This is a genomic window from Neoroseomonas soli (assembly GCF_018129065.1).
Taxonomy (GTDB): domain Bacteria; phylum Pseudomonadota; class Alphaproteobacteria; order Acetobacterales; family Acetobacteraceae; genus Neoroseomonas; species Neoroseomonas soli.
The window spans coordinates 38,508-63,404 of sequence record NZ_JAAEDM010000020.1; the positions used below are offsets into that span (position 1 = coordinate 38,508).

Genomic DNA, 24,897 nt, shown 5'->3' on the forward strand with positions numbered 1-24,897 from the left:
CGGACAAACCGGCCGTCAGCACGCCTTGCCCCATCGGCACGATCATCCGGCGCCGCCGTGCCAGGGTGCGATCAGGCTGCGATCTTCAGGTGTTCGAAAGCGTCTGCGGACTTCCGACCAGCTTGCCGAGGTATTCGATGAAGTCGCTTGTTTCGACGTAGCCATTCTGGGCGTCATCCTCGGGTGCGGTCATGTGGGTGAAGTTCTTGGTCTGCGTGATCTCGTCCTTCACGTAGTCCTTGGTCCATTTCCATACGCCCGCATTGACGTAGGCCACATAGTAATAAAGCCAATATGTGTGCGTGTCGTCCTGGCCGGTTCCAAGGAATGACTTGAGGTGGATGCTCGTCACCTCGTAGATATAGTCCCCACCGGAATAGACCCGCTTGCCGCGACCGTTCTGGTTCGCGAGATCGAGGCGAAAATGATTGCGATTGTCCGGGCCGAACTCGATCAGGACAAATCCGTTCGGGTTCCAGCGGAACCCACCCAGCTTCTTGAGCTCCCGCTCGTAGACGATCAGTCCCACGCTGCGCCTCCTTTGCCCCGGGAGACGATCCTATCCCGTAACGGAGGAGTCGGGAAGCGAGTGGAAACCAGCGGTTGTGGTCACAAGAAAAAAGGACCGCCGGCATCGCTGCGCGGCGGTCCCCTTCAGGCCGATGGATGACGGCTCAGTTCTTCGCCTTGTCCACCAGGGCGTTCTTGCTGATCCAGGGCATCATGGCGCGCAGCTTCGCGCCGACTTCCTCGATCGGGTGCTCGGCGTTGCGGCGACGGATCGCCTTGAACGACGCCTGGTTCACCTTGTTCTCCAGCATCCAGTCGCGGGCGAAGCGGCCGGTCTGGATGTCTTCGAGCACGCGCTTCATCTCGGCCTTGGTCTCGGCGGTGATGATGCGCGGGCCGGTCACGTACTCACCGTATTCTGCGGTGTTCGAGACCGAGTAGTTCATGTTGGCGATGCCGCCCTCGTAGATGAGGTCGACGATCAGCTTCACCTCGTGCAGGCACTCGAAATAGGCCATCTCGGGGGCGTAGCCGGCTTCGACCAGCGTCTCGTAGCCCGCCTTGATGAGCTCCACGAGGCCGCCGCAGAGCACCGCCTGCTCGCCGAACAGGTCGGTTTCGCACTCTTCCTTGAAGGTCGTCTCGATGACGCCCGAACGCCCGCCGCCGATGGCCGAGGCGTAGGAGAGCGCGATCTCGAGCGCATTGCCCGACGGGTTCTGGTGCACGGCGACCAGGCACGGCACGCCGCCGCCCTTCTGGTATTCCGAACGCACCGTGTGGCCCGGGCCCTTCGGCGCGATCATGAACACGTCGATGTCGGCGCGCGGATCGAGCAGGTTGAAGTGCACGTTGAGGCCATGGGCGAAGGCGATCGCGGCACCCGGCTTCATGTTGGCGTGCAGGTGGTCGCGATACAGGTCGCCCTGGAGTTCGTCCGGCGTCAGCACCATGACGACGTCCGCCCACTTCGCGGCGTCGGCCGGCGTCATCACCTTGAAGCCGGCGGCTTCAGCCTTCTGCCAGGACCCGCCCGGACGCAGGCCGATCACGACGTCCTTCACGCCGGAATCGCGCATGTTCATCGCATGCGCATGGCCCTGGCTGCCGAAGCCGATGACCGCGACCTTCTTGGCCTTGATCAGGTTCACATCCGCATCGCGGTCGTAATAGACGCGCATCGTCGCGCTCTCCTTCCCTACGGGGTCTCTCGAAAATTCAGTTCAGGCCGCGCGGCCCGCGGGCGATGGCGACAGCGCCCGTGCGCGACACCTCCACCAGCCCGATCGGCCGCATCAGCGCACAGAAGGCGTCGATCTTGTCCGCCGAGCCCGTCATCTCGAACACGAAGGATTCCGTGCTGGCATCCACCACGCGCGCGCGGAAGGCGTCCGCGAGGCGCAGCGCCTCGATGCGGTTGTCGCCCTTGCCGACCACCTTGATGAGCGCCAGTTCGCGCACCAGGTGCGGGCCTTCCAGCGTCAGGTCCGACACCTTGTGCACCGGCACCAGGCGATCGAGCTGCGCCTTGATCTGCTCGATCACCATCTCGGTGCCGGTGGTGACGACGGTGATGCGGCTGATCCGCCCCGTCTCGTCCACGGGTGCAACCGTCAGGCTGTCGATGTTGTAGCCACGGCCCGAGAACAGGCCGATGACACGGGCCAGCACGCCGGCCTCGTTCTCCACCAGCACGGCGATGGTCGCCGCGCGCTGCACGTTTTCAGCTTCGGACATGTTCGGCGCCTCAGACCAGGACCTTGCCTTCGTCGGTGACGCCCTTGACGCCACCCTCCTGATCCTCGCCGAGGATCATCTCGTTGTGCGCCGCGCCGGACGGGATCATCGGGAAGCAGTTCTCGTCCTTGGCGACGCAGATGTCGGCGATGACCGGCTTGTCGATCGCGATCATCTCCCGGATCACGCGGTCGAGGTCATCGGCACCTTCGGCGCGCATGCCGACGGCGTGGAAACTCTCCGCCAGCTTCACGAAATCGGGCAGCGCGGCCGAGTAGCTCTCGGAATACCGCCCGCCATGCAGCAGTTCCTGCCACTGGCGGACCATGCCCATGTACTCGTTGTTCAGGATGAACACCTTCACCGGCAGGCGATACTGCGCGAGCGTGCCCATCTCCTGGATGTTCATCAGGATGGAGGCCTCGCCCGCGATGTCGATCACCAGCGCGTCGGGGTGCGCGATCTGCACGCCCATCGCCGCCGGCAACCCGTAGCCCATGGTGCCGAGGCCGCCGCTCGTCATCCAGTGGTTCGGCTTCTGGAAGCCGAAATACTGCGCGGCCCACATCTGGTGCTGGCCGACCTCGGTGGTGATGAAGGTCTCGCGGCCGAGTTCCTTCGTGATCTCATAGAGCCGCTTCACCGCGTGCTGCGGCTTGATGATCCTGCCTTCCTGCCGGTAGCGCAGGCAGTCCCTCGCGCGCCACTCGTCGATCTGGCGCCACCAGGCGGTCAGCGCGGGCTTGTCCTGCGGCGCGTCCTCGGACTTCCACGCCTCGATCAGCGCGGCGAGGACCCGGGCGGCGTCGCCGACGATCGGCACGTCCACCGGCACGTTCTTGTTGATCGAGGACGGGTCGATGTCCGCGTGGATCTTCTTCGAATCCGGTGCGAAGGCGTTCAGCCGCCCCGTCACCCGGTCGTCGAAGCGGGCGCCGATGTTCAGCATGACGTCGCAGCCATGCATGACGAGGTTCGCCTCGTAGGTCCCGTGCATGCCCAACATGCCGAGGAACTGCGGGTCGCTCGCCGGGAAGGCGCCGAGGCCCATCAGCGTGTTCGTGCAGGGAAAGCCCGTCATGTGCACGAAATCGGCCAGCAGGCGGGATGCCTCCGGCCCGGAATTGATGACGCCGCCGCCGGCATAGACGACCGGGCGCTTCGCGGCCTTCAGCAGCTTCACCGCCTTGCGGATCTGCTCGGCGTCCGGCTCCGTCTGCGGGCGGTAGGTGCGATGCTCGGTGGTCGGCGGCTCGGTATAAGGCGCCTTGTTGATCAGGATGTCCTTCGGCAGATCGACCACGACCGGGCCGGGGCGGCCGGACTTGGCGACGTAGAAGGCCTCATGCACCACGCGGGCGAGGTCGCCGGACTTCTTGACCAGGTAGTTGTGCTTCGTCGCCGGCCGCGTGATGCCGGTGGTGTCGGCTTCCTGGAAGGCGTCGTTGCCGATCAGGTGCGTCGGCACCTGGCCGGTCAGGCAGACGACGGGGATGGAATCCATCAGCGCGTCCACCAGCCCCGTCACCGCGTTCGTCGCGCCGGGGCCGGAGGTGACCAGCACGCAGCCCACCTTGCCGGTCGAGCGCGCGTAGCCCTCCGCCGCATGCACCGCGGCCTGCTCGTGGCGGACGAGGATGTGGCGGATGGCGTTCTGCTGGAACAGCGCGTCGTAGATCGGCAAGACCGCGCCGCCGGGATAGCCGAAGATGACGTCGACGCCATTGTCCTTCAGCGCGCGCAGGACGACCTCCGCGCCCGACATCGTCAGGGCGTCGGCGGTGCTGGCGGGCTTGGTGGCGGCGGACATCGGGTCTCTCTTTCCTGAATTGATCGGCCTCCCGCGCGGGGCGCTGGCGGGTGGGGTGGCTCACTTAGACCCGCTGTTGCGGCGCGTCAACGCGTCCGATCAATAAACGTGAAGAGTTCGGTACAGTTACTTTCCGAAAATTGCGTGATGCCTGCGATTCGCGCATAGATCGTATGCACCAAACTCGGGGCGGCCAGAGCATGGTGCCGAAACCAGGTGGCCTGCCGCTTGGTGTATTGGCCGGTGTTGAGGATGGCGCGCCGCGACGCCTCCTCCAGCGTCATCCGCCCCGCCAGGTGCGCCGCCAGTTCCGGCACGCCATGGGCGCGCATGGCCGGCAGGGCGGGGTCGAGGCCCTGGGCGACCAGGGCCCGCACTTCCTCGATCGCAGCGCCCGCCAGCATCGCCTGCCACCGCGCCGCGATGGCGGCGCGCAGGGCGTCGCGCGGCGGATCGAGCAGGACCGCCGCGAAGCGCCAGGGCGCCGGCCCGGTGCCGCCGCCTGCCTGCCAGGCGGCGAGCCCCTTCCCCGTGCCGCGCCACACCTCCCAGGCGCGCGCGATGCGCTGGCTGTCCGAAGGCCGCAGCCGTAGCGCCGTCTCGGGGTCCTCCGCCGCCAGTCGGGCATGCAGCGCCGCCGGGCCTTCCTCGGCGAGCAGGCGGCGGGCTTCGTCCCGCGCGGCATCGTCGATCGGCGGAACGTCCGACAGGCCCTGGGTCAGCGAGGCGAAATACATCCCCGTCCCGCCGCAGATGATCGGCAGCCGGCCGGCTGCCTGCGCCTCCTCCATGGCCGCCAGTGCCTCGCGCCGCCACCAGGCGACGCTTGCCGCTTCGGCCGCCGGGCGCACGCCGTAGAGGCGGTGCGGCACCATCGCCTCCTCCTCCGGCGTCGGGCGGGCCGTGATCACGCGCAGTTCGCGATAGACCTGCATGCTGTCGGCATTGATGACCGTGCCGCCGACCCGCTCGGCGATGGCGAGCGCCAGCGCCGACTTGCCGCTCGCGGTCGGCCCGGCCAACAGCAGGGCGCGCGGTTGATCCGTGGTCATGGCGCGGGCATACCCCGGCCCCTATGGACCATGTTCTGACCCTGATCGCCCCGCGCGGCGGGCTTTCCGCCGCGATGATCCACGCCGCGCGCGACGCGCTCGCGGCCATCGGCGCCGCCACCGGCACGCCGGACTGGCTGGCGCCGGAGGAAGCGGCGGACCTGCCCTTCTCCGGCCTCGCGCCGGACCAGGCGGATGCCGCCGCGCGCGCCGCGCTGGCCGGCGAGGCCGCTGACATCATCGCCCAGGTCGCGGCCGGCCGGCGCAAGCGCCTGCTGATCGCCGACATGGACAGCACCATCGTCACCACGGAGACGCTGGACGAGCTCGCCGGCCAGGCCGGAATCAAGGACCGCATCGCTGCCATCACGAAGCGTGCGATGAACGGCGAACTCGATTTCGAGGGCGCCCTCCGCGAGCGCGTCGGCATGCTCGAGGGCCTGCCGGTCGAGGCCATGCAGCGCACCTGGGAAGAAACCGAACTCATGCCCGGGGCGCGCGAACTCGTCGCGACCATGCGCGCGAACGGGGCGCGCTGCGCGCTGGTCTCCGGCGGCTTCACCTTCTTCACCGGCCGCGTCGCCGCGCTGGTCGGATTCCATGAGCATCACTCGAACACGCTCCTCGAGGCGGATGGCCGCCTCACGGGCCATGTCGCCGACCCGATCCTCGGGCGCAACGCGAAACTCGTGACGCTGAAGCGCCTGGCCGCCGTGGAAGGCATCGGCCTCGGCGCGACGCTGGCGGTGGGCGACGGCGCGAACGACCTGGACATGATCCAGGCGGCGGGGCTCGGCGTGGCGTATCGCGCGAAGCCGGTGGTCGCGGCGGCGGCGCGGGCGCGGGTGGACCATGGCGACCTGCGCGCCCTGCTGTTTGCCCAAGGCTATCGCGCCGCGGAATTCGCCGGCGGCTGAACCCGTTCAGCAGAAAGGCCGACCGGCCTCGGCATCCTGGTTTCCCGCGCGGCCGCCCCGCCAGCCCCGCGCGCCATACCCCCGAACCCTGCCGATGCCATCATCGGCGAGGCTCGGCGGCATGAACCCACCAGCCGGGGGCCAGCACCCAGCGGTCGTTGAACCGCTCCAGCAGGTCGCGCGCCGGATCCATGCCGGCGCGGGCGCGCGCCAGCGCCTCCTGGTCCCCGAGCACGTAGAAGGTGCGCGGCTCGTAGTCGCCGCGTTCCAGGCGGCGCGCGACGGAATCGTTCACTGCCTCCACCGCGCGCGGATCGAGCCGCGCGAGATAGACCGCATCCGTCTGCAACCCGAGGGTCGCGGCGAAGACCGCCACTTCCTCCCAGTTCGGCGCCTGCATCCCGGTCGGCACGACGCGCACGAAGGCGTAGCGACGCGCGGCCTCCAGCCAGAACGGGTCGGACAGGCGCAACGGCACGGTCGGCGGCTGCGGCGTGAAGTAGTGATGCAGCCGCGCGAAGCCGGGGCGCAGATCGGCTGCCTGCAGCATCAGCGCCGCGAACAGCACGAAGCCCGCTCGCCGCGCGCCCATGCCGCGCACCAGCGCCACCGCCGCACCGAACAGCGCCGCATAGAGAACGGGCCAGAAGAAGCGCTCCGACGCGCGCAGCGCATCGGCCTTGCCGACGATCCAATCGGGCAAGGGGATCGCCTCGAATTCCCGCCCGCCGATGGCGACGCGATGGCTGACCGCGAATAGCAGCAACCCCGCCAGCACCAGCACCAGCGCCCAGTGCCGCCGCAGCACGCCGCGCGGCCCCAGCAGCCACGCCCCGCCGCCCACCGCCAGCACCGCCAGCCCACCAAGGCCCGGGTAGGAATTCCCCGCCTCCAGGTGATCCGCGGTCGTGATGTCCGGCAGGATCGCGCCCCAGTAGCCGGCATCGAACGGCGCCAGCAGGTCGAGCTGCATCTTGCCGTAGCCGCCCCAGGTGCCGCCGAAACCGCCCCCGAGCAGGAAGAACCCGCCCGCCCACAGGCCCAGCACGCCCGCACACGGCACCACCAGCGCCTCGGCGCCGATCAGCACCCCGCCGCGCCGCTGCGCGTCCACGGCCCGCGCCAGCCAGTCCGCCGCCCAGAGCGCACCAACCATCGGCAGGAGATACGCCTGGACCAGCGCTGCCGCGGCCATCAGCGCCGCCCACGCGGCCACCCGCCGCGCCCCCCGCCCCGGCGTGACGCAGAGCCACAGCCCGGCCAGCAGCAGGAATTGCCCACCCAGTGCGAAATGCCCGCCCAGCCGGGCCAGCAGCAACGGCTGCATCACGAACAGCCCCGCCACCGCCAGCCGCGCCAGCGGCTCCCGCGTCGCCAGGCCCATCAGCCTCCAGGCGAGCAGCGCCTGGAGCGCGCCGCAGGCATAGATCCACAGGCCCCAGTATTGGGAGACCTCGATCACCGGCCGCAGCGCCTTGAAGAGGAAGGCCAGCAGCGGAATGGAATCGGAATAGAAGACGGAGGAGGCCAGTTCCATCCCCCAGCCCGGATTGGCCCCCGGCGGCCAGCGCCATTCGTCCCGCGCGAAGGCGGTCCAGCCGAGCCAGTACTGCACCGGGTCCGGGCCGATCCGGCCGGAAAGCATCCAGCCCGTGTCCGAAGGCGGCAGGATGAAGCCGCCGAAGGCCGAATGGATGATGAAGACGCCGAGCGCGGCCGCAGCCAGGGCGCCGACGAGTTCGGAGGTGAGGCTGCGCATCGCGATGAAGCGGGGGGAGAAGGGAACTTCTCCCCCCGGACCCCCCTCAACCTTCTTTGGCAATTGGGAACTGGCTTCGAAGGCCGGCTCCAAGAAGACAAAGAAGGGAGGGGGTTCGGGGGAGGTTCCCCTCCCCCGACCTTCTCACCCCGGCGCCCCGCGCTCGCCCCGCAGCCGCAGCGGCACGAAGCGCTGCCCGCCCGCGCCTTCCACGGCAAACAGCGCCACCCCGCGGTTCTGCTGCCGCAGCCGGGCGATGCGCTCCTGCACTTCCGCCGGCGTGCTCACGCGTTCCTGCTGCACCTCGACGATCACGTCGCCGGGGCGCAGTTCGCGTTCGGCGGCGGGACTGTTCGGCGCCACCTCCACGATCACCACGCCGCGCTGTTCCGGCCGCAGGTTGAAGCGCTGGCGCAGCTCGTCGGTGATGCCCATGACGCGCATCCCGAGGCCAGCGAGTTCCACCGGCTGGGCCGGCTGCGCGGGCTGCTGCTGCTGCGTGCCGCCGGCCTGGGCCTGCTCGGTCGGCAGTTCGCCGAGGGTGACGGTGACCGTCTCCTCCTTGCCGTCGCGCCAGATCACCACCGGCACCTCGGTGCCGACCATGTTGTCGGCGACGATGCGCGGCAGGTTGCGCATCTCCCGCACATCGACGCCGCCGAAGCGCAGGATCACGTCGCCGGAACGGATGCCGGCCTTGGCCGCCGGGCCGTCCTCCTGCGCGCGGGCCACGAGGGCGCCGCGCGCGCCGTTCGGCAGGCGCAGCGCCTCGGCGATCTCGTCCGTCACCTGCTGGATGTTCACGCCGAGCCAGCCGCGCCGCACCCGCCCGCCGTCGCGCAACTGCGCCACGATGCGCTGCGCGAGGTTGGACGGGATGGCGAAGCCGATGCCGATCGACCCGCCCGAGGGCGAATAGATCGCGGTGTTGATGCCGATCACCTGGCCCGCGAGGTTGAACAGCGGCCCGCCGGAATTGCCGCGATTGATGGCGGCATCGGTCTGGATGAAGTCGTCATACAGCCCCTGGCGGATGTCGCGGCCGCGCGCGGAGACGATGCCCGCCGTGACCGACCCGCCGAGGCCGAAGGGGTTGCCGATCGCCAGCACCCAGTCGCCCACCTGCGCCTCGTCCGAATTGCCGAAGGCGACGGCGGTCAGCGGCTTGTCCGTGCGGATGCGCAGCACGGCGAGGTCCGTGCGCGGGTCCGTGCCCAGGAGCTCCGCCCGGATCGAGGTGTTGTCGGAGAGGATGACGTTGATCTCGTCCGCGCCGTCGATCACGTGGTTGTTGGTCACCACGATGCCGGCCTGGGCGTCGACGACGAAGCCGGAGCCGAGCGACTGGCCGCGCCGCTGCGGGCGCTGCGGCTGCTGCGGCCCCTCACCCTGGCCGGGCGGGCGGTTGCGGTTGAAGAAGTCGCGGAAGAATTCCTCGAAGGGGCTGCCGGGCGGGGCCTGCGGCACGTCCGGCGCGTCCGGCCTGCCGGGGCGCGCCTGCACCACCTGGGTGGTGGAGATGTTGACCACCGCCGGAAGCAACTGCCGGGCCAGCGGGGCGAAGCTCTCCGGCGCGCGCTGCGCCAGCGCCGAGGGAGCGAGGGAGGGAACCGCCAGGAGGGCGGCGAGGGCGAGTACGGCGAAGCGCACGGTGGGGCACCTCATGTGCGTGGTCCGGGAATGGTCGTCGGCAGGGCATCTGGCGCCGCCGGCCCGGGGGCGGGGGGCGCCATCATGCAACGAAACGGGCCGCGAGGCACCAGCCCTGCGGGGCGACTGCCTCAACGGCCGTCCAGCAGCCAGGCGAGGCCGACACCGAGCGCGGCCGCCACCAGCCCCCCGGCGCGAAGCCGGGATTCCGGGGCGGTGATCAGCACGACCAGCGCCCGGCGCATGGCCTCCGGGGCCACGGCGTAGACGATGCCCTCCAGGGCGAGGACGACCGCCACGCCCTGGAGCAGCGAAGTCAGCGTCACTGCGGCGCCGGCGTGCCCGGCACCGGCTGCACCGGCTGCACCCGGCCGCCGCTCTCCCGGAAGTAGCGGAAGAACTCGGAATCCGGGGTCATCACCATGCGGGTATTGCCTTCGGAGAAGGCCTCCCGATAGGCCTGCATCGACCGCCAGAACTGGAAGAAGCCGATGTCCTTGCTGAAGGCCTCGGCGACGATGCGAAGCGACTCCTGCTCGCCCTGGCCGCGCAGCACGTCGGACTGCGCCTGGGCCTCGGCCAGCAGGACGGTCCGCTCGCGCTCGGCGCCGGCGCGGACGCGCTGCGCCACCTCGGCACCTTCCGCGCGGGCCTCGCGCGCGACGCGCTCGCGCTCGGACTGCATGCGGGAAAGGATGGCCTGGGTGTTCTCCTCCGGCAGGTCGGCGCGGCGGATGCGGACATCCACCACCTCGATGCCGAACTGGCGGGCCTCTGCGTTCACCTGCTGGCGGATCTCACCCATGATCCGCGGGCGATCGGTCGACAGCACGGAAAGCAGCGGCTCGTTGCCCATCACGCGGCGCAGCGAGGAGGAGACGATCGAGTTCAGCCGTGCGCGGATGCCCTGCTCCGTCGCGCCGACCGTCTGGTAGAACACCAGCGGGTCGGTGATGCGGTAGCGGGTGAAGCTGTCCACGATCAGCCGGCGCTGGTCGCCCAGGATCACTTCCTCGCCCGGGGCGTCGAAGTCGAGCAGGCGGCGGTCGAAGGTGATCACCGACTGGATGAACGGGATCTTCGCCTGCAGCCCCGGCTCGCGGATGACGCGGATCGGCTGACCGAACTGCGTGATCAGCACCTGCTGGGTCTGGTGCACGGTGAAGAGCGTCGAGGCCGCCGTCACGAGGATGACGGCGAGACCCGCGAGCAGAACGACGGTGCGGTTCATCGCGTCACCCCCTGCGTGCGGCCCGGCGTGGCGGCCGGCCCCGGTGGCGGGGCGGGCAGCGGCGAGGGCCGGTTGGTCGGAAGCGCGCCCTGGGCGGGACGCGGCGCGGCAGCGCCCTCGCCGAGCGGCAGGAAGGGCACGATGCCCTGCAGCCGGTCATCGACGATGATCATCGGGTTGTGCCGCAGGATCTCCTCCATGGTCTCGAGGTACATGCGCCGCACCGTCACGTCCTGCGCCGCCTGGTAGGCGGTCAGCACCGAGGTGAAGCGGGCGGCCTCGCCGCGGGCACGGGCGATGTGGCTCTCGCGGAAGGCCTGCGCCTCCTGCACCACGCGTTCCGCGTCGCCGCGCGCGCGGGGGATGATGTCGTTGCGGAAGGATTCCGCCTCGTTGCGGGCACGCTCGCGGTCGGCATTGGCGCGCTGCACGTCGCGGAAGGCGTCGATCACCTGGTTCGGTGGATCGACCTTCTGCAACTGCACCTGCACGATTTCGACGCCGGCATGATACTGGTCCATGATCGCCTGGGCGCCGCGGCGGACTTCCTGCTCGATCTGCGCGCGCGCCTCGGTCAGGGCGGGCTGGATCGGGGTGCGGCCGATCACCTCCCGCATCACCGATTCGGCGGCGGACTTCACCGTGCTTTCCGGGTTGCGGGTGTTGAACAGGAACTCCCCGGCATCGCGGATGCGCCAGAACACGGCAACGTCGATGTCGATGATGTTCTCGTCGCCCGTCAGCATCAGCGATTCGGCGAGCACGTCGCGCGCCGGCTGGATGCGGCCGGTGATCACCGGCGCCTCCTGCGCGCCGACGAAGCCGATGTCCACGCGGTTGATGCGCGTCACGCGCGGCGTTGTCACGGATTCGACCGGCCAGGGGATGTGGTAGTTCAGGCCGGGCGGGGCGGTGCGGTCGAAGGCGCCGAAGCGCATCACCACGCCCTGCTCGTCCGGCTGCACGCGGTAGAAGCCCGAGGCAGCCCAGACCGCGACCAGAACGAGGCCCAGCAGCGCAATGCCCTTGCCGCCGCCGCGCGGCAGGAATCGGCGCACCGCGTCCTGCGCCTGGCGGATCATGTCATCGAGATCGGGTCCGCGCCCGCCGCCGCCGGGGCCAGCCGGCCCCCCACCGCCACCGGGCGGGGGCGGCGAGCCCCACGGCCCACCGGGCCGGGGATTCCCCCAGGGACTTTGTCCGCCACTGTTGTTCCAGGGCATTCGACGCGGGGCCTCCGTCTGCAAACCAGTGATGACGACTCGCCCGGCGCCTGCCATGAGGGATGCAGGAAGGGCGGCGCCCGACCATATGGGCGCCGGCCGGGCGCCGGGGACGCCTGTTCGATGGGACACCCTCGCCGGCCGGCCGGATATTGTCCAGGAACGAGGGCTTTTCAAGCAATGGCTGAGACTCTGGCGGAAGCAGTGACCACCGCACTTCGTGCCGTGAAGGACCCGGCGACGGGCCAGGACGTGGTGTCGTCGGGCATGGTCCAGGGACTCGCCGCGCGCGACGGGCTGGTGCAGTTTTCGTTGCAGGTGCCGCGCGAACGGGCGGCGCAGCTCGAACCTTTGCGCCTCACCGCGCAGAAGGCGGCCGCGGCCGTGCCGGGCGTGCTGAACGCGACGGTCGTGCTGACCGCGCATCGCGAGGCGCCACCGCAGGCGGCGACGCCGCGCCAGGCGGCGCGCGCGCCCTCCGGCCAGGGCCCGATGCTGCTGCCGGAGGTCGGCGCCATCGTCGCCGTCGCCTCGGGCAAGGGCGGGGTCGGCAAGTCCACCACGGCGGTGAACCTCGCCGTCGCGCTGGCCGCGCAGGGGCTGAAGGTCGGGCTGCTGGATGCGGATATCTATGGGCCGTCGCTGCCACAGATGCTCGGCACGCGCGAACGCCCGCGCGCCACGGGAAACCGCATCACCCCGCTGTCGCGCTGGGGGCTGAAGGCGATGTCCATCGGCTTCCTGGTGGACGAGGAAACCCCGATGATCTGGCGCGGCCCGATGGTGATGGGCGCGCTCGAGCAGATGATGGGCCAGGTCGAGTGGGGCGCGCTCGACATCATGATCGTGGACATGCCGCCGGGCACGGGCGATGCGCAGCTCACCATGTCCCAGCGCGTGCCGCTGGCGGGGGCGGTGATCGTCTCCACGCCGCAGGACGTGGCGCTGCTCGATGCCCGCCGCGGCGTGCGCATGTTCGAGAAGGTGAACGTGCCGGTGCTCGGGCTGATCGAGAACATGTCCTATTTCTGCTGCCCGAACTGCGGCCATCGCTCCGATATCTTCGGCCATGGCGGCGCGCGGCGGGAGGCGGAGCGGCTCGGCATCGAGTTCCTCGGCGAATTGCCGCTCAAGCTGGCCATCCGCGAGCTGGCCGATGCCGGCACCCCGATCGTCACCGCCCGGCCGGAGACGGAGGAGGCCGAGGCCTATCGCCGCATCGCCGCGCGCGTGTGGGAGAAGGCGCAGGCCAAGGCGGCGGCAGGGCCGGCGATCGTCATGGAGTGACCCCCGGCCCGCGCGGCCGGCCGGAAGGGTTGGCGCCAGATGGCCGCGGGAGGACATGGGCATGGGCGACGGCGGGAAGTGGCACGAAGCCTACGGGTTCGGCGCGGCGGAGATCGGCGCGCTGGCCCACCTCTACCGCGGGGAGCTCTACCGCAGCACCGTCTGGCGCTCGCGCCTGGACGCGACGACCAACTGGGCGGTGGTCACCACCGGCCTTGCCTTGTCGCTCACCTTCAGCAGCGCGGCGGCGTCCCCGCTGCCGCTGGTCCTGGTCGGGCTGCTGGTGGCGGTGTTCCTGCACATCGAGGCGCGACGCTACCGCTTCTTCGACTTCTGGCGGGTACGCGCGCACATCCTCGAAACGCAGTTCTTCGGCCCGATCCTGCTCGGCCATGGCGTGCAGACGGAAAACCGCTGGAACGAGGTGCTGTACGAGGATTACCGCCGGCCACGGCTGCACATCAGCTACTGGGATGCGCTCGGGCGGAGGCTGCGCAAGAACTACGGCTGGATCTTCGCCATGCAGGCCGCCGCCTATGCCGGGAAGCTGGTGATCCATCCCGTGCCACTGGAATCGCTGGCGGAACTTTGGGAGCGGGCCTCGGTCGGGCCGATCCCCGGGCAGGCGATGCTGCTCGCGGGGCTGTGCTTCCATGGCGGCTGGGCAGTGATCGCCTTCCTCACCCTCCGCGCGCGGCGCGGCCGAGGGCAGGCGCGCACCCTGCCCCGGCAGGACCGCGTGCTGGACCTCGCGCGCGAAACGGCGTGACAGGGTGCGTCACGCCGCGCAGGTCATGCGGTGCGGGCGAAGGCGGCGGGCAACAGGCCCAGGCGCGCCAGGATGGCGAAGCCCTCCTGCCGATGGGCGTAGAGGATGAAGCCGCCCATGAACCAGGTGAAGACCGCTTCCTTGAACAGCTTGCCGCCGTCGCCATAGGGGTCGATGCCGATGGGGCCGATGGTGTGGAAGAAGATCGCGCCGCTCATCAGCCCGACGGCCAGCAGCCCGCCGAGGAGGCGCGTGCGCGGCACCAGGACCAGCGCGGCGGCAGCGATCTCGAGGCTCGCCACGGTCAGCCGGAATGGCTTCTCGTAGGCGGGGATGCCGAACCAGTCGGCAAGCGGCTGGAAGATGTAGTTCACCGAGCCGGGATGCCCGGTGAGCTTGTACTGCTCGTACCAGAGGAACTCGTAGGCGATCCAGATCGCGGCAGGCCAGGCGAGCAGGCGCAGGATGCGGTCGGCGCGGGTCATGGTCGGCGTCCCCTTGAGAACGGTATGCCCGGGACTTCGCCACCCGCCTGCGGAAGGTTACCTGCGCGGCGCTACTTCCTCAGCGTCATGCGCCCCACGACGAAGCCGAAGGCGAAGGTGCCGAGCAGGATGGCGCCGACCTCCCCGACCAGAGCATGCGCCAGCGGCAATCCGACCAGCAGCGCGAGGGTGAAGCCGCCGATGAAGATCCAGCGCCGCGTGGCCGGGCCCGGCACGGACCACCGGCTGGCCGCCGCCTTCTTCGTGCGCGGCCGGGCCGCGGCGCGGGGCTTGGCGCTGCCGCTCACGGCCGCGGGCCCGGCTGCCTTTCCGCCCCGGCGCGGTGATGGGGGCGCGCGTTCCGCATCACGCGCGCGGGGGTGCTGGCGCACTCAGCCAGCATCGCGGCCGAGGGTCGCCATCAGTTCCCGCCATTCGCGCTTGGACAGGCCCGAGGCTTCCTGCGTGACGGCTTCCCCGCCCAGCATGCGCTTCACGATGCCCATCATCTGCGCCGACAGGGTGACCGCACCGAGCCGGTAGTCGCGGAAGGCGTCGAAGGCCATCGGCACCCAGGCCTTCACCGTGTCGAGCATCGCCTCCGCATAGACGCGGATCTCGTACTGGGCATGGGCGTCGGCACGCAGGGAGAGGAAGTGCAGCAGGTTGTGCAGGTCCGTCTTCCAGTACCACTGCGTATAGGCGTTGAGGGTGAGGTTCATGCGCGCGAGTTCCCGCGCCAGGCCCTGCCGGCCGGGGTCGCGGGCCTTCCCGTCGTCGTCCTCGTTCAGCATCTCGAGGTAGTGGTCGTAGTTGCGCGTCGCGTCCTCGCGCAGCAGGTCGAGGACGCGAGCGGCTTCCTCGCCTTCCAGGATGTCGCCGCGGCCCTGGCGGTTCACCACCGACTGCGCGGCCAGGTGGTCCGGACCGGGAATGTAGAACTCGCGGTCGAGGATCGAGTAGCGCGCGGAATACTCGTTCACGTTCGCCGTGCGGTGGCGGATCCACTGCCGCGCCACGAAGATCGGCAGCTTCACGTGGTACTTGATCTCGCACATTTCGAACGGCGTCGAATGGCGATGGCGCATGAGGTAGCGAATCAGGCCGCGGTCCTCGTTGGCCGCCCTGGTGCCGCGGCCATAGGAAACGCGCGCCGCCTGCACGATGGCCGCATCGTCGCCCATGTAGTCGATGACGCGCACGAAGCCGTGGTCGAGCACAGGGATGGCCTGGAAGAGCATCGCCTCCAGACCCGCAACGGTGGGGCGGCGCGTGCGGCCCTCGGTGGCCCGCGCGGTGTCGATTTCCTGCTGCTGTTCGGCCGTCAGCGCCATGCCGGTCCCCTTTGCGACTCGCCGGCGCCAGGCGCGGCGGGCACCGCGTATAGCAGGGTTCCGAGAGGGGCTCTGCCCCTCTCGGGCTCGCCCCGCCAAAGGCCGAAAGGCCTTTGGAAACCGAAACTTCAAGTGTCCGCGGGTCCAGGGGACCGTCGTCCCCTGGTGGGGGGGGCCGAGGGGCCTGGATCCATTTATGCCGAACCTTTATTCCATATCGATAACGCAACTGGGGTGGATGGCCGGTTCAAATCGGGGACACGCATTGGCCTACGCCGAACACCGATTGCCGGGCGCTGAGACTCGTGCCGGGCGGCCGTTCATGATCTCCGATCCGGGGAATGCCGGGCGTCTTCCGTCCTTCTCGCATCGCTCCGTGCCGCTTCGGCGCGCCTGGCGGCCGAACTGACACGCATTGCCCGCCCTGGCGGGAGTCACCGCTACGTCCTGGCCGTCGTGCCCGCCGGATGCGCCATGCGCGCCGGGTTGCTCCGCCCCAGAGCTTGACCCCGCCCGCAGATCGTCTTGTCAGCGTGCCGGCGCATTTGCCCACGCCGCTGCGAGCTCCGCCCTGAGCGCCTCCGGTCTCGGCAGTATCAGCCCGCCGCGCGCGGGTTCGAGGAGCCCGTCCCGCTGCAAGCCCGCCAGCGCCCTCGTCACCACCTCGCGGCGCGTGCCGATCATGGCGGCGAGTTCGTGGTGCGGCCGCGAAGGGGAGACGATCATCCCCGCTGCCTTCCGGGGGCGCGCCAGCCGCAGGAGGAGCGCGATCAGCCGCGGGCGCGTCGCAAGGACGCTGAGTTCGAAGATCCGCTGGTCCTTCTCGCGCACCAGGGCGGCAAGGGTCTTCATAAGGTGCAGGGCCGCCTGGCGCGTCGACAGGGCGAATTCCATGAAGGGGCCTGCAGCAATCGCACAGAGCTGGGTCTTCGTCAGGGCAACGATTCCGGCGGACCGCTTCGCGCCGTCGATCGCCGCGATCTCGCCGAACAAGGCGTTCGGACCGAGCTCGTTGAGGATGATCTCATGTCCGCCGACGCTGCGCGTTGTCACCCGCAACGTGCCTTGGACGACGAGATAGACTTCGGGCGCGTCATCACCCGCCTCGAGCACTGTCTGGCCCGCCTCGTAGCTGCGCCAGCGCGCAGCCGCCACCAGCGGCGCCACGGCCTGGGCCGAAAACGGCCGGAAGAACGTCAGGCTCAGGAGATCGGGCGTTTCCATTCCGCTGCAGTCCGAACTCTGGCGGTACGCCTGGCCCAACGCAAGCCGTGCCCGCCTGCGCATCCGCATCCCGTGCTGTGCCGTTTGGCACCACGCGCGGACCGCTGCGCTGCAATCGTCATCCCGTCGCAAGGATGGCCGAGGCCTCTCGATGGACCGCAGCGGGAACGATGTCGCGCCTGGCAGGAGTCGCGGAGCGTTACCCGCCGCGCGGCGCCTCATCGCGATGGTCTCGCAGGCTGCGCCGGCTCCGGTCAATCGGGCGCCGGTGCAGGCGACCCGGCGCGCCCCCCTCCGGCGTTCGGGCCGCGCAGCACTTCGCCCCTGGCGTGGCTGGCTCGTCGTGGCCGGGGCCTTCCTCGTGACGATGGTCGGCTACGGCGCCATCTACTCCTACGCTGCCTTCGCGGACGAGATCGCGGCGGAGTTCGGCGCCTCGCGCGCCCGGGTCAGCCTCATCTTCGCCTTGAGCGGGGGGACGGCTTTGCTGGTCAGCGCGGTCGGCGGCCCCCTCGCCGACCGGATCGGCGCGCGCCCGACCGCCTGCCTCGGCATGACGATCGTCGCCCTGGGCCTGCTGACGGCGTCCTCCGCGCGGAGCATGGAAGAGGTCATCGCCGGCTATGGCCTGCTGATCGGACTCGGCGTCGGGTTCTCCTACGTGCCGGCGGTGGCGACAGTGCAATGCTGGTTCGCCGCCAATCGTGGCTTGGCGTCCGGCATCGCGGTCAGCGGTGTTGGCGTCGGCACGGCCCTGGTCCCTCCTTTCGCCGATCTGCTGACGACGTTCGGGAACTGGCGCACGGCCTTCACCATCTGTGCCGTCCTCGCGATGCTGACAGGCATCTGCGGCGCGCTGCTGCTCGAGCAGCCACCGGAACGGGTCGGCCTTGCATCCGCTGGGCGGCGCAGGTCGCGGCAGCCGCCACCGGCCCAGGCCACGGCGCCGGCGCCCGTCTCGGCTTCGCCCCTGCGCAGCGCCCGCTTCGGGCAATTCTACTGCGGAACGATGCTGCTGTCCGTGCCGGTAGCGATCCCCTACGCGCTTGTCGTCGGAACCGCGCAGGCGATCGGTCACTCGCTCCTTGATGGCATCGCCCTGATCGGCCTGATCGGGATCGGCTCGATCTGTGGCCGCTTCGTGCTGACGGCGATCGGCGATGCACTCGGCCGCGCAAGAGTCCTCCTCTCCTGCTGCGCGGCCCTCGCGGCCTCGATGCTGATCTGGGCAACCGCCGGAACGATGCTCGAGTTGCGGATCTTCGCGCTCATCTTCGGTGCGTGCCACGGCGCCTTCATCGCGCTGCTGCCGAGCGCAGTGGCCGACCGGTTCGGCAGCCACATGCTCGGCACCGTGATCGGCGTCCTCTACACCAGCCGCGCGATCGCCCTCTTCGCCGGCCCGCCGGTCGTTGCCGAAGCCATCGCCTTCAGCGGGTCGAAGGTCGTCCCCCTGGTCGGTGTCGCGGCGCTCGGAGCGCTCGGCGTGGTGCTGCTCGGGAGGGCTCTCGGAACTGGCCTCGTGCCTTCCTCCAACGTTCCGTCGCCGCCTGCCCGACCCTCCCCGCGACCGGCTCCCTATCCGGATGCCATAGCCCATCCAACCGCCTCGACAGGAGGATGACCATGCGAAGGACCCTGATTGCGGCCGCTCTCGGCGCTTGCCTCGCCGGCCCCGCCGCGGCGAACGAATACGCCACCTTCACCCAGTTGCACGTGACGCCCCTCGGCGCGGGCAGCGACGCGAGCTGCGCGACGATGGCGCTGCTCAACCTGCCCGCCACCTGGCAGACGGGCGACGCCATCGTCGTCATGCTGATCGCCGATCCAGTGCACAACCCGACGCGCGATCCGCTGATCGCGGCACTCCTCGCCGAGCAGGCCGGGGTGCTGGAGCTCTCGCCCAGCATGCCTGCCGCCTGCCCGGACGATCGCCCGGAAACCTCGCGGCTGGCTCCTCCGGCCGATCCCCTCGACCTGGTGTTCGGTGGCCTCCTCGCCGCGCGGCGGGAGGCCGGGGGCGGCCTCGTCGTCGCCATCGGCTATGGGCCGGGCGGCGGCTCGGTACTGGCTGCAGCGGACGAGACGGCGGCCAGCACCCGGCTTGGCCCTGGCGGGCCACGCTTCGCCGCCACCCTCGCCATCGGCGACGGAAGGGCCCGGCTCCGCCTCGGCACGGCGCAGGCCGCGCCCGAACGCTCCGAACTGCGGCTTGGCCTCCTCTGCGAGGCGCTGGCCCGCAGCGGCACGACGCAGGGCACGGCCAGCGGGGAGGCCTGCGCCGTGGACCTCGTAGCGAGCGCGCCATCGGTCCGGGCCACGCCAGTGGCGCTGCACCGCTGAAGTTGGCCGGCCTTCATCGCATCCGGTTCCGGCACGGGCGACCGAACCCGGACCGGCGCCGCGGTCGGGGACCCACATTCCAAACCTGATGAGTCCGGGGCAGGTCAGTCGGGTCGTCGGCTGAGGATCCTGGAGGCATCCGCGAGTTCGGGGCGTGGCGCATCGGCCCCTGACGCCACGGCCAGCAACAGTCGGTACCGGGCCACCGCGACATCGGGTCGCCCGTTCGCATACGCTGCGGCCGCCGCGCCGGCCAGCGCCCTGAACCGGTTCGGGTTGACGCGCAGGACGGCCTCGAAGGCCGCCTCGGCCTCCGCGTTCCTTGCCTGGGCGAGCAGCGCCTCGCCAAGCAGTTCGCGGGCGGGCGCGAGCGGGCCGGGCACCACGACGTTCTTCAGGAGCCCGTCCTCGATGTCCGCCGCGGCGCGCAGGTCGCGCAGGCCGGTCGTGGGCTCGCCCGTCTCGATCGCGGCCAGTGCCGCCACTGCCGCGCGCTGGACGCCGACCTCGGCCGCCCAGGCGGCCTGCCTCGACGAACGCAGGGCCGCTTCCAGCGCCGACAGCGCGGCGACCTCGGCGGCCGCGTTCTCCGGCCTGCCGCTGCGGATCAGCCCAATGCCCCGGGCGAAGCGCGTGATGGCAACAACCTGCGGAAATGCGCCTTCCGCGACGGGCAGCGCCGCCGCGGCCGCCCAGTCCCCCGTCTCCAATGCCAGGCGCGCCGGCATGGCCGCCACGGCGAAGGGGCCCGCGAGATGGTCGCGATTCTGCCGGTGGACCGCATCGGCGGCGTCGCTCCAAACGTCCCGGGCCGCCGCGCTGCGGCCGGATTGCAGCAAGGCATAGACGAGGTAGTCGCGCGCGTGCAGCTCGTCGTTGGCGTCACCGGAGGCCCGGGCCAGCTCCGCGGATCGCCGGTTGGCTGCCACCGATGCCGGCCAGTCGCCAAGCCGGGTGAAGATGTGCGTCGGCATGTGGACCGCATGGGCCGAGGCCGACGCCACGGCGGCATAGCGCGTGGCCGCCGGCAGCCCGCGGCCTGCCAGGCCAGGCGTGTCGTAGGCGTGGATGAGGTAGTGCATCGCGCCCGGATGCTCGGGTTGCCGTGCCCAGATCGGCTCCAGTATCGCCGCCGCCTGGCGCTGCGCGGAGTCCGTGGGGTCGTCGGGTGGCGCCGCCATCAGCAGCGCCAGCGCATGGAAGACCTGCGCCTCGTCATTGTCCGGGGCGGCCGCGGCGATCCTGCCCATGGCGCCGGCGAAGTCGACAAGCCGGCCCTGCCAGTCGCCCGCATCGGCACGCACGAGGTCGGCCGACACGGCGATCCAGCCATTCCATGGCGGCGGCGCGGCCGGCGCGTCGCGCAGCAGAATGGCCGCCTCGGCAAGCTCCTCCGGCGAAGGGGTTCCGAAGAGGTTGTCGAGCGTTGCGAGTGCCAAGCCCCACCGGGCCATCGCGCATCCCGGATCGGCGGCGAGCGCCGCGGCGAAATGCGCGCGTGCCGCCGCATGGTCGAAGGAATGCTGGTGCAGCAGCCCCTGGTCGAAGGCCGTATGCGCGGCGTCGCTGCACGGGACCGCCATGTGCACGCGGCCAAGCCCGGCATCGTGCCCGCCATGCTGGGCCGCGGCCGGAACCGCCATGTGCAGCAGGCCCGCGAGGGCGAGCGCACGCCACGGGGCGGTGATCGGTCTGGCCATTACGCATCCTTTCGCGGGGCCGGCCCGCCAGCCGCGGTGCGCCGGTCCGGCCGCCGCGCGCGATGTCCAAGGGCGGACGATCGTTGCCGCAACCTCACGTTTTCATGATATCATATTCAAGGGGCAATGACGTTGGAATGACCGAGCGCCGCAGCGCAACGATCCTGGCCGCGGATGTGGCGGGCTATACGGCAATGATGCTGTCGGACGAGGAGCGTGCATTCGAGCGCGTATCCGCGCTCATCGACCGGATCAGCCGGACCATTGCCGATGCGGGGGGCCGGGTCGTGAGCATCGCCGGCGACGGTCTGATCGCATTCTTCGACGCCGCGTCGCAGGCCCTGCAGGCAGCCCGGCAGTTCCAGGCCGCCCTTACCGAAGCCGGCGTGTCCGAGCCGGAGGACCAGAGGATCCTGTGCCGTGTCGGGATCAATCTCGGCGAAGTGGTGATCCACGGCGAGAAGGTCTTCGGCGGCGTGGTGAACGTGGCCGCCCGGTTGCAGAACATCGCCCAGCCCGGTGGCATCATCGTCTCGGGACCGGTGCACGAGGCGGTTCGCGGCGCGGTCGATTGCGGCTTCGAGGATCTCGGCGCGCTGGAGGTCAGGGGCGTCACGCCGCGGGTGCGCTGCTTCCGCGTGCTGGGCGCGGAGGTCGCGGCGCCGCACGAATTCCCGCCCCTGCCGGACAAGCCGTCCATCGCCGTGCTGCCCTTCGCCAACCTGAGCACGGATCCGGAACAGGAATTCCTGGCGGATGGCGTGGCGGAGGACATCATCAATGCCCTGTCGCGCATCCGATCCCTCTTCGTGATCGCGCGCGGCTCCTCCTTCGCCTACCGGAACCGCAACGTCCCCGTCAGCCAGATCGGGCGGGAACTCGGCGTGCGCTACGCGCTTGACGGCACGGTGCGGCGTGCGGGCGACCGGATCCGCATCGCCGGCCATCTGGTGGAAGCCGAGACCGGCATTCAGCTCTGGGCCGGCCGCTTCGAGGGCGAGGTCGCGGACATCTTCGCGCTGCAGGACCGCGTCACCGAAGGGGTCGCCGCGGTGATCGAGCCGCGCCTGCTGTTCGCCGAGGTCGAGCGCGTCGCGCGCCGGCCGCCCGAGAGCATCCAGGCCTACGACCTGTTCCTGCGCGCGACCGGCCATTTCTATCGCATGACGCGCGACGACATCGAGAAGGCGAAGGAACTGACCGACCGCGCGCTGCGCCTCGATCCGGAGAGCGCGCGCAACCTCGCCCTCGGGGGGCGTTGCCGCCTGCACCGCAAGGTGCAGGGTTGGGTGCCGCCGGACCATCCCTCCATCGCCGAGGGCGCGCGGATGGGACGGCGCGCCGCGGAACTCGCGATGGACGATTCCGAGGTGCTGTGGATGGCCGGGATCGTGGTCGCCCTGGCGGGCGGCGACGTGGCAGGCGGCATCTCGCTGATCGACCGTGCGCTGCAGATCAATCCGAACTCGGCCGACGCGCTGACCTACAGCGGCATGGCGCGGGCCTATCTCGGCGAGAGCGACGTCGCGCTGGCGCATCTGGAGCGCGCGCACCGGCTGAGCCCGCTCGATGCCCAGACCTACAACAAGTTCCTCGCAGCCGCCTTCGCGACGTTCACCGCTGGCCGCTACGAGGAAAGCCTGGAATGGACGGACCGCACGCTGAAGGAGAAGCCGGACTACGTCCCGGCCTGGCGCATGCGCGCCGCGTGCTTCGGGCTTCTCGGCCGTATCGATGAAGGGCGGGAGGCGGTGCTGCGGCTGCTCGCCTTCAGCCCGCATGAGACGCAGGCGAGCATCCGGAGATACTACAGCGTGTCCATCAAGAAGACCGGCGCGGTCGATGCCTTCGTCGAGGGGCTGCGCCGCGTCGGGATGCCGCACGGTGACGAGGCACCGGCCAGGACCGCCTGACGGCGCGCGGCGCGCTCAGTCGAGCCCGCCAGGCGCACCGAGGCGGTCGGCCAGCCGGTAAGCCATGGCGGCGATCGTCAGGCTCGGCGCATTCACCGGCGCGCTGACGTGCGTCGAGGGCCCGAGGATCGACAGGTTCGGATGCTCATGCGTGCGGAGGTCCGGACCGACGACCGAGACGGCCGGGTCGCGGCCCATGCGCGTCGTGCCGGCGATGATCGCGTTCGACAGGTAGGGCGCGTTCCAGGTGACGTAGCTCGCACCCATGGCATCGAGGATGCGCTGGTTCACCTTCAGCGCCTCCTCCAGCCCGCGGCGGGTGTAGTCGTCCAGCGCGAAGGTCACGCGCGGCCGCGGGATCCCCGCCACATCGCGCAGCACCGGATCCAGTTCGACGCGGTTCTCGCGCCGCGCCAGCGTCTCGGCCGAGGCGTTGAGCCGCAGGTGCCGCGAGATGCGCTGGTTCAGGGCCTCGACCAGCGCGCTGCCCTTCAGGCCCTGCCCGATGAGGTCGCGCGCGAGGCGCGTTGCGTCACTGTTGCCCGACCATCCGCTGTTCATGAAGGAGGTGCCGACCGCCGCGCGGTCCCTGCGGAAGGGGCCGTCGCGCATCTGCTCGATGCCGCTCGTCTGCTGCGGACCGCGATAGGGCAGGACGGGGTCGCGCGTGAGGCCCTGGCAGTCCTGGTTCGCCTGGGTCAGCAGCCAGCGCCCGACATTGTCGCTGCCGTTCGCCACGCCGTTGGGCGCCAGCGCCTGGCGGCTCGCGAGCAGCAGGCGCGGGGTTTCGATCGCGTGGCAGCACAGGATGTAGTGGCGCGCGGTCACGCGCAGCGTCGCGCCATCGGGGCGCCGCGCCACCAGCGCCGCGACGCGCCGCGCCGCGTCGAGTTCGATGAGGTCGACGCGGGCGCGCTCGATCAGCCGCGCGCCGGCGGCCTGCGCCTTCGCGACATGCACGGAGGCATCGTACTTGGCGCCGATCGGGCAGATCGGCACGCAGGTGTTGTTGCCGCAGCAGGCCGGCCGGCCATCGAAGGGCACGGCGTTGCGGGCGTGCGAGAAGAGCCCCGCCGACAAGCCGAGCTGCGCCAAGGCGGGCGCGAGGGCGAGGTCGAGCGCGCTCGGCGGGATGGGGGGCTGCGGGAATGGTGCGCGCCTCGGCGCACCCCAGACGAAGCGCGGATCCCCGGCCACGCCCCATTCCCGCTCGGCGCGCTCGTAATAGGGCTCGAGCTCCGCATAGGTGATCGGCCAGTCCTCGCCGACGCCGTAGAGCGAGCGCATGCGAAGGTCGTTCGGCCGCAAGCGGTCGGCGAAGCCCGTCCAATGCCAGGAAGTGCCTCCCACGAGCCGGAGATAGGCGCCGATGAACGGCATCTCTCCGCCCTGGACGTAGAATTCGGCGTAGCGGTCGTCCTCCGGGAAGGGTGCGAAGGGGTCGGGCGGATAGGCGGATTGCGGCCCCTTCACGGGATTGTCGAGGAAGGTCCGCGTCAGCTCGGCACGGCTGCGCCGCTGGCCTGCCTCCAGGACGATGACCCGCAGGCCCTTGCCGGCCAGGCCGTGCGCGGCGTGCGCCCCGGCCACGCCGGACCCGACGATGGCGACGTCGCAAGCCTCGGTCGCGTCGGCACTCACGTGCGGGCCCAGTCGCCGAAGGTGCCGCTGCACAGGCCCGGCGCCTTCGCGAACCGGAGCACCTGCCAGGCGAGGGCCCAGGGATAATGGCCGGCCCGCGCGCGAGGGTCCGCGGCATCGGTCTCGCCCGTGTAGAGGATCACAAGCAGCCGCTGCGCCAGGGGCTCGATCCGGTCCGGCAGCGCCGCGCCACGACGCCAGGCGCCGGCCGCGGCGACCAGGTCGGCGACGGCGGCGGGACCGAACTCGGCCACGAGCATGCGCCGCGCCGCGTCGAGCACGAAGGCGGGCAGCGCGCCGGTGCCCGCGAGC

The 24,897-nt window shown here is 70.6% G+C and carries 23 protein-coding genes; 6 read left to right on the top strand and 17 right to left on the bottom strand.

Annotated elements, in window-relative coordinates:
- Positions 1-85: 85 nt before the first annotated feature.
- From GXW76_RS10025 to miaA, 5 genes are all read right to left on the bottom strand, one after another.
- On the bottom strand, positions 86-529 hold the full coding sequence (locus GXW76_RS10025) for a hypothetical protein (protein ID WP_211861877.1): 444 nt from the start codon (positions 527-529) through the stop codon (positions 86-88).
- Positions 530-674: 145 nt separating this feature from the next.
- A complete protein-coding gene (gene ilvC, locus GXW76_RS10030) occupies positions 675-1,691 on the bottom strand; it encodes a ketol-acid reductoisomerase (protein WP_211861878.1) in 1,017 nt (338 codons plus the stop codon).
- A 37-nt stretch (positions 1,692-1,728) separates the two neighbouring features.
- Positions 1,729-2,247 carry an acetolactate synthase small subunit gene (gene ilvN / locus GXW76_RS10035; RefSeq protein WP_211861879.1) on the bottom strand — a complete coding sequence of 173 codons (519 nt, stop codon included), beginning with the start codon at positions 2,245-2,247 and terminating at the stop codon, positions 1,729-1,731.
- Positions 2,248-2,257: 10 nt separating this feature from the next.
- Positions 2,258-4,057, bottom strand: a complete 1,800-nt coding sequence (locus tag GXW76_RS10040; protein ID WP_211861880.1) for an acetolactate synthase 3 large subunit — start codon at positions 4,055-4,057, stop codon at positions 2,258-2,260.
- A gap of 86 nt (positions 4,058-4,143) precedes the next feature.
- Positions 4,144-5,109 (bottom strand): tRNA (adenosine(37)-N6)-dimethylallyltransferase MiaA, encoded by a 966-nt coding sequence (gene miaA, locus GXW76_RS10045; RefSeq protein ID WP_211861881.1) that lies wholly within the window; start codon positions 5,107-5,109, stop codon positions 4,144-4,146.
- Between the two features lie 23 nt (positions 5,110-5,132).
- Between miaA and serB the strand changes: the two genes are divergently transcribed.
- Entirely contained in the window at positions 5,133-6,026 is an 894-nt protein-coding gene (gene serB, locus GXW76_RS10050) for a phosphoserine phosphatase SerB (RefSeq protein WP_211861882.1), read from the top strand.
- A gap of 100 nt (positions 6,027-6,126) precedes the next feature.
- Here serB and GXW76_RS10055 read toward each other — a convergent pair whose 3' ends face one another.
- From GXW76_RS10055 to hflK, 5 genes are all read right to left on the bottom strand, one after another.
- The gene (locus GXW76_RS10055; RefSeq protein WP_211861883.1) at positions 6,127-7,785 is read right to left on the bottom strand and encodes a DUF6311 domain-containing protein; all 1,659 of its coding nucleotides are present in this window, start codon (positions 7,783-7,785) and stop codon (positions 6,127-6,129) included.
- 144 nt (positions 7,786-7,929) lie between these two features.
- Positions 7,930-9,450 carry a DegQ family serine endoprotease gene (locus GXW76_RS10060; RefSeq protein ID WP_211861884.1) on the bottom strand — a complete coding sequence of 507 codons (1,521 nt, stop codon included), beginning with the start codon at positions 9,448-9,450 and terminating at the stop codon, positions 7,930-7,932.
- A 116-nt stretch (positions 9,451-9,566) separates the two neighbouring features.
- Positions 9,567-9,761: a DUF2065 domain-containing protein gene (locus tag GXW76_RS10065; RefSeq protein ID WP_338150928.1), complete on the bottom strand. Its 195-nt coding sequence runs from the start codon at positions 9,759-9,761 to the stop codon at positions 9,567-9,569.
- On the bottom strand, positions 9,758-10,666 hold the full coding sequence (gene hflC / locus GXW76_RS10070; protein ID WP_211861885.1) for a protease modulator HflC: 909 nt from the start codon (positions 10,664-10,666) through the stop codon (positions 9,758-9,760). The genes GXW76_RS10065 and hflC overlap by 4 nt, the downstream gene beginning before the upstream one ends.
- Complete coding sequence (gene hflK, locus GXW76_RS10075; protein ID WP_456307102.1) at positions 10,663-11,748, bottom strand: FtsH protease activity modulator HflK; 1,086 nt, start codon at positions 11,746-11,748, stop codon at positions 10,663-10,665. The genes hflC and hflK overlap by 4 nt, the downstream gene beginning before the upstream one ends.
- Positions 11,749-12,069: 321 nt before the next feature.
- On the opposite strand from hflK, the gene apbC reads away from it, so the two are divergent.
- On the top strand, positions 12,070-13,176 hold the full coding sequence (apbC, locus tag GXW76_RS10080; RefSeq protein WP_211861887.1) for an iron-sulfur cluster carrier protein ApbC: 1,107 nt from the start codon (positions 12,070-12,072) through the stop codon (positions 13,174-13,176).
- 61 nt (positions 13,177-13,237) lie between these two features.
- Complete coding sequence (locus tag GXW76_RS10085) at positions 13,238-13,945, top strand: DUF2270 domain-containing protein (RefSeq protein ID WP_211861888.1); 708 nt, start codon at positions 13,238-13,240, stop codon at positions 13,943-13,945.
- A 23-nt stretch (positions 13,946-13,968) separates the two neighbouring features.
- Here the strand turns inward: GXW76_RS10085 and GXW76_RS10090 are convergent, their stop codons facing one another.
- From GXW76_RS10090 to GXW76_RS10105, 4 genes are all read right to left on the bottom strand, one after another.
- Positions 13,969-14,430 carry a DoxX family protein gene (locus GXW76_RS10090; RefSeq protein ID WP_211861889.1) on the bottom strand — a complete coding sequence of 154 codons (462 nt, stop codon included), beginning with the start codon at positions 14,428-14,430 and terminating at the stop codon, positions 13,969-13,971.
- Positions 14,431-14,501: 71 nt separating this feature from the next.
- Positions 14,502-14,738: a hypothetical protein gene (locus tag GXW76_RS10095; RefSeq protein WP_211861890.1), complete on the bottom strand. Its 237-nt coding sequence runs from the start codon at positions 14,736-14,738 to the stop codon at positions 14,502-14,504.
- A gap of 84 nt (positions 14,739-14,822) precedes the next feature.
- A complete protein-coding gene (gene thyX, locus GXW76_RS10100) occupies positions 14,823-15,764 on the bottom strand; it encodes an FAD-dependent thymidylate synthase (RefSeq protein WP_211861891.1) in 942 nt (313 codons plus the stop codon).
- A gap of 528 nt (positions 15,765-16,292) precedes the next feature.
- Complete coding sequence (locus GXW76_RS10105; protein ID WP_211861892.1) at positions 16,293-16,988, bottom strand: Crp/Fnr family transcriptional regulator; 696 nt, start codon at positions 16,986-16,988, stop codon at positions 16,293-16,295.
- Positions 16,989-17,331: 343 nt separating this feature from the next.
- Between GXW76_RS10105 and GXW76_RS10110 the strand changes: the two genes are divergently transcribed.
- Both GXW76_RS10110 and GXW76_RS10115 read left to right on the top strand, forming a co-directional pair.
- Complete coding sequence (locus GXW76_RS10110; protein WP_211861893.1) at positions 17,332-18,612, top strand: MFS transporter; 1,281 nt, start codon at positions 17,332-17,334, stop codon at positions 18,610-18,612.
- 2 nt (positions 18,613-18,614) lie between these two features.
- Positions 18,615-19,331 (top strand): hypothetical protein, encoded by a 717-nt coding sequence (locus GXW76_RS10115; RefSeq protein ID WP_211861894.1) that lies wholly within the window; start codon positions 18,615-18,617, stop codon positions 19,329-19,331.
- Positions 19,332-19,435: 104 nt separating this feature from the next.
- Here GXW76_RS10115 and GXW76_RS10120 read toward each other — a convergent pair whose 3' ends face one another.
- Positions 19,436-21,031 (bottom strand): hypothetical protein, encoded by a 1,596-nt coding sequence (locus tag GXW76_RS10120; protein WP_211861895.1) that lies wholly within the window; start codon positions 21,029-21,031, stop codon positions 19,436-19,438.
- Positions 21,032-21,168: 137 nt separating this feature from the next.
- Between GXW76_RS10120 and GXW76_RS10125 the strand changes: the two genes are divergently transcribed.
- Positions 21,169-22,944, top strand: coding sequence for an adenylate/guanylate cyclase domain-containing protein (locus tag GXW76_RS10125; protein WP_211861896.1), 1,776 nt, complete (start codon positions 21,169-21,171; stop codon positions 22,942-22,944).
- 15 nt (positions 22,945-22,959) lie between these two features.
- On the opposite strand, the gene GXW76_RS10130 is transcribed toward GXW76_RS10125, so the two are convergent.
- Both GXW76_RS10130 and GXW76_RS10135 read right to left on the bottom strand, forming a co-directional pair.
- Complete coding sequence (locus GXW76_RS10130) at positions 22,960-24,585, bottom strand: GMC family oxidoreductase (protein WP_338150929.1); 1,626 nt, start codon at positions 24,583-24,585, stop codon at positions 22,960-22,962.
- A partial coding sequence (locus tag GXW76_RS10135) for a hypothetical protein (RefSeq protein ID WP_211861900.1) occupies positions 24,582-24,897 on the bottom strand: 316 nt, incomplete at its 5' end. The genes GXW76_RS10135 and GXW76_RS10130, both read right to left, overlap by 4 nt.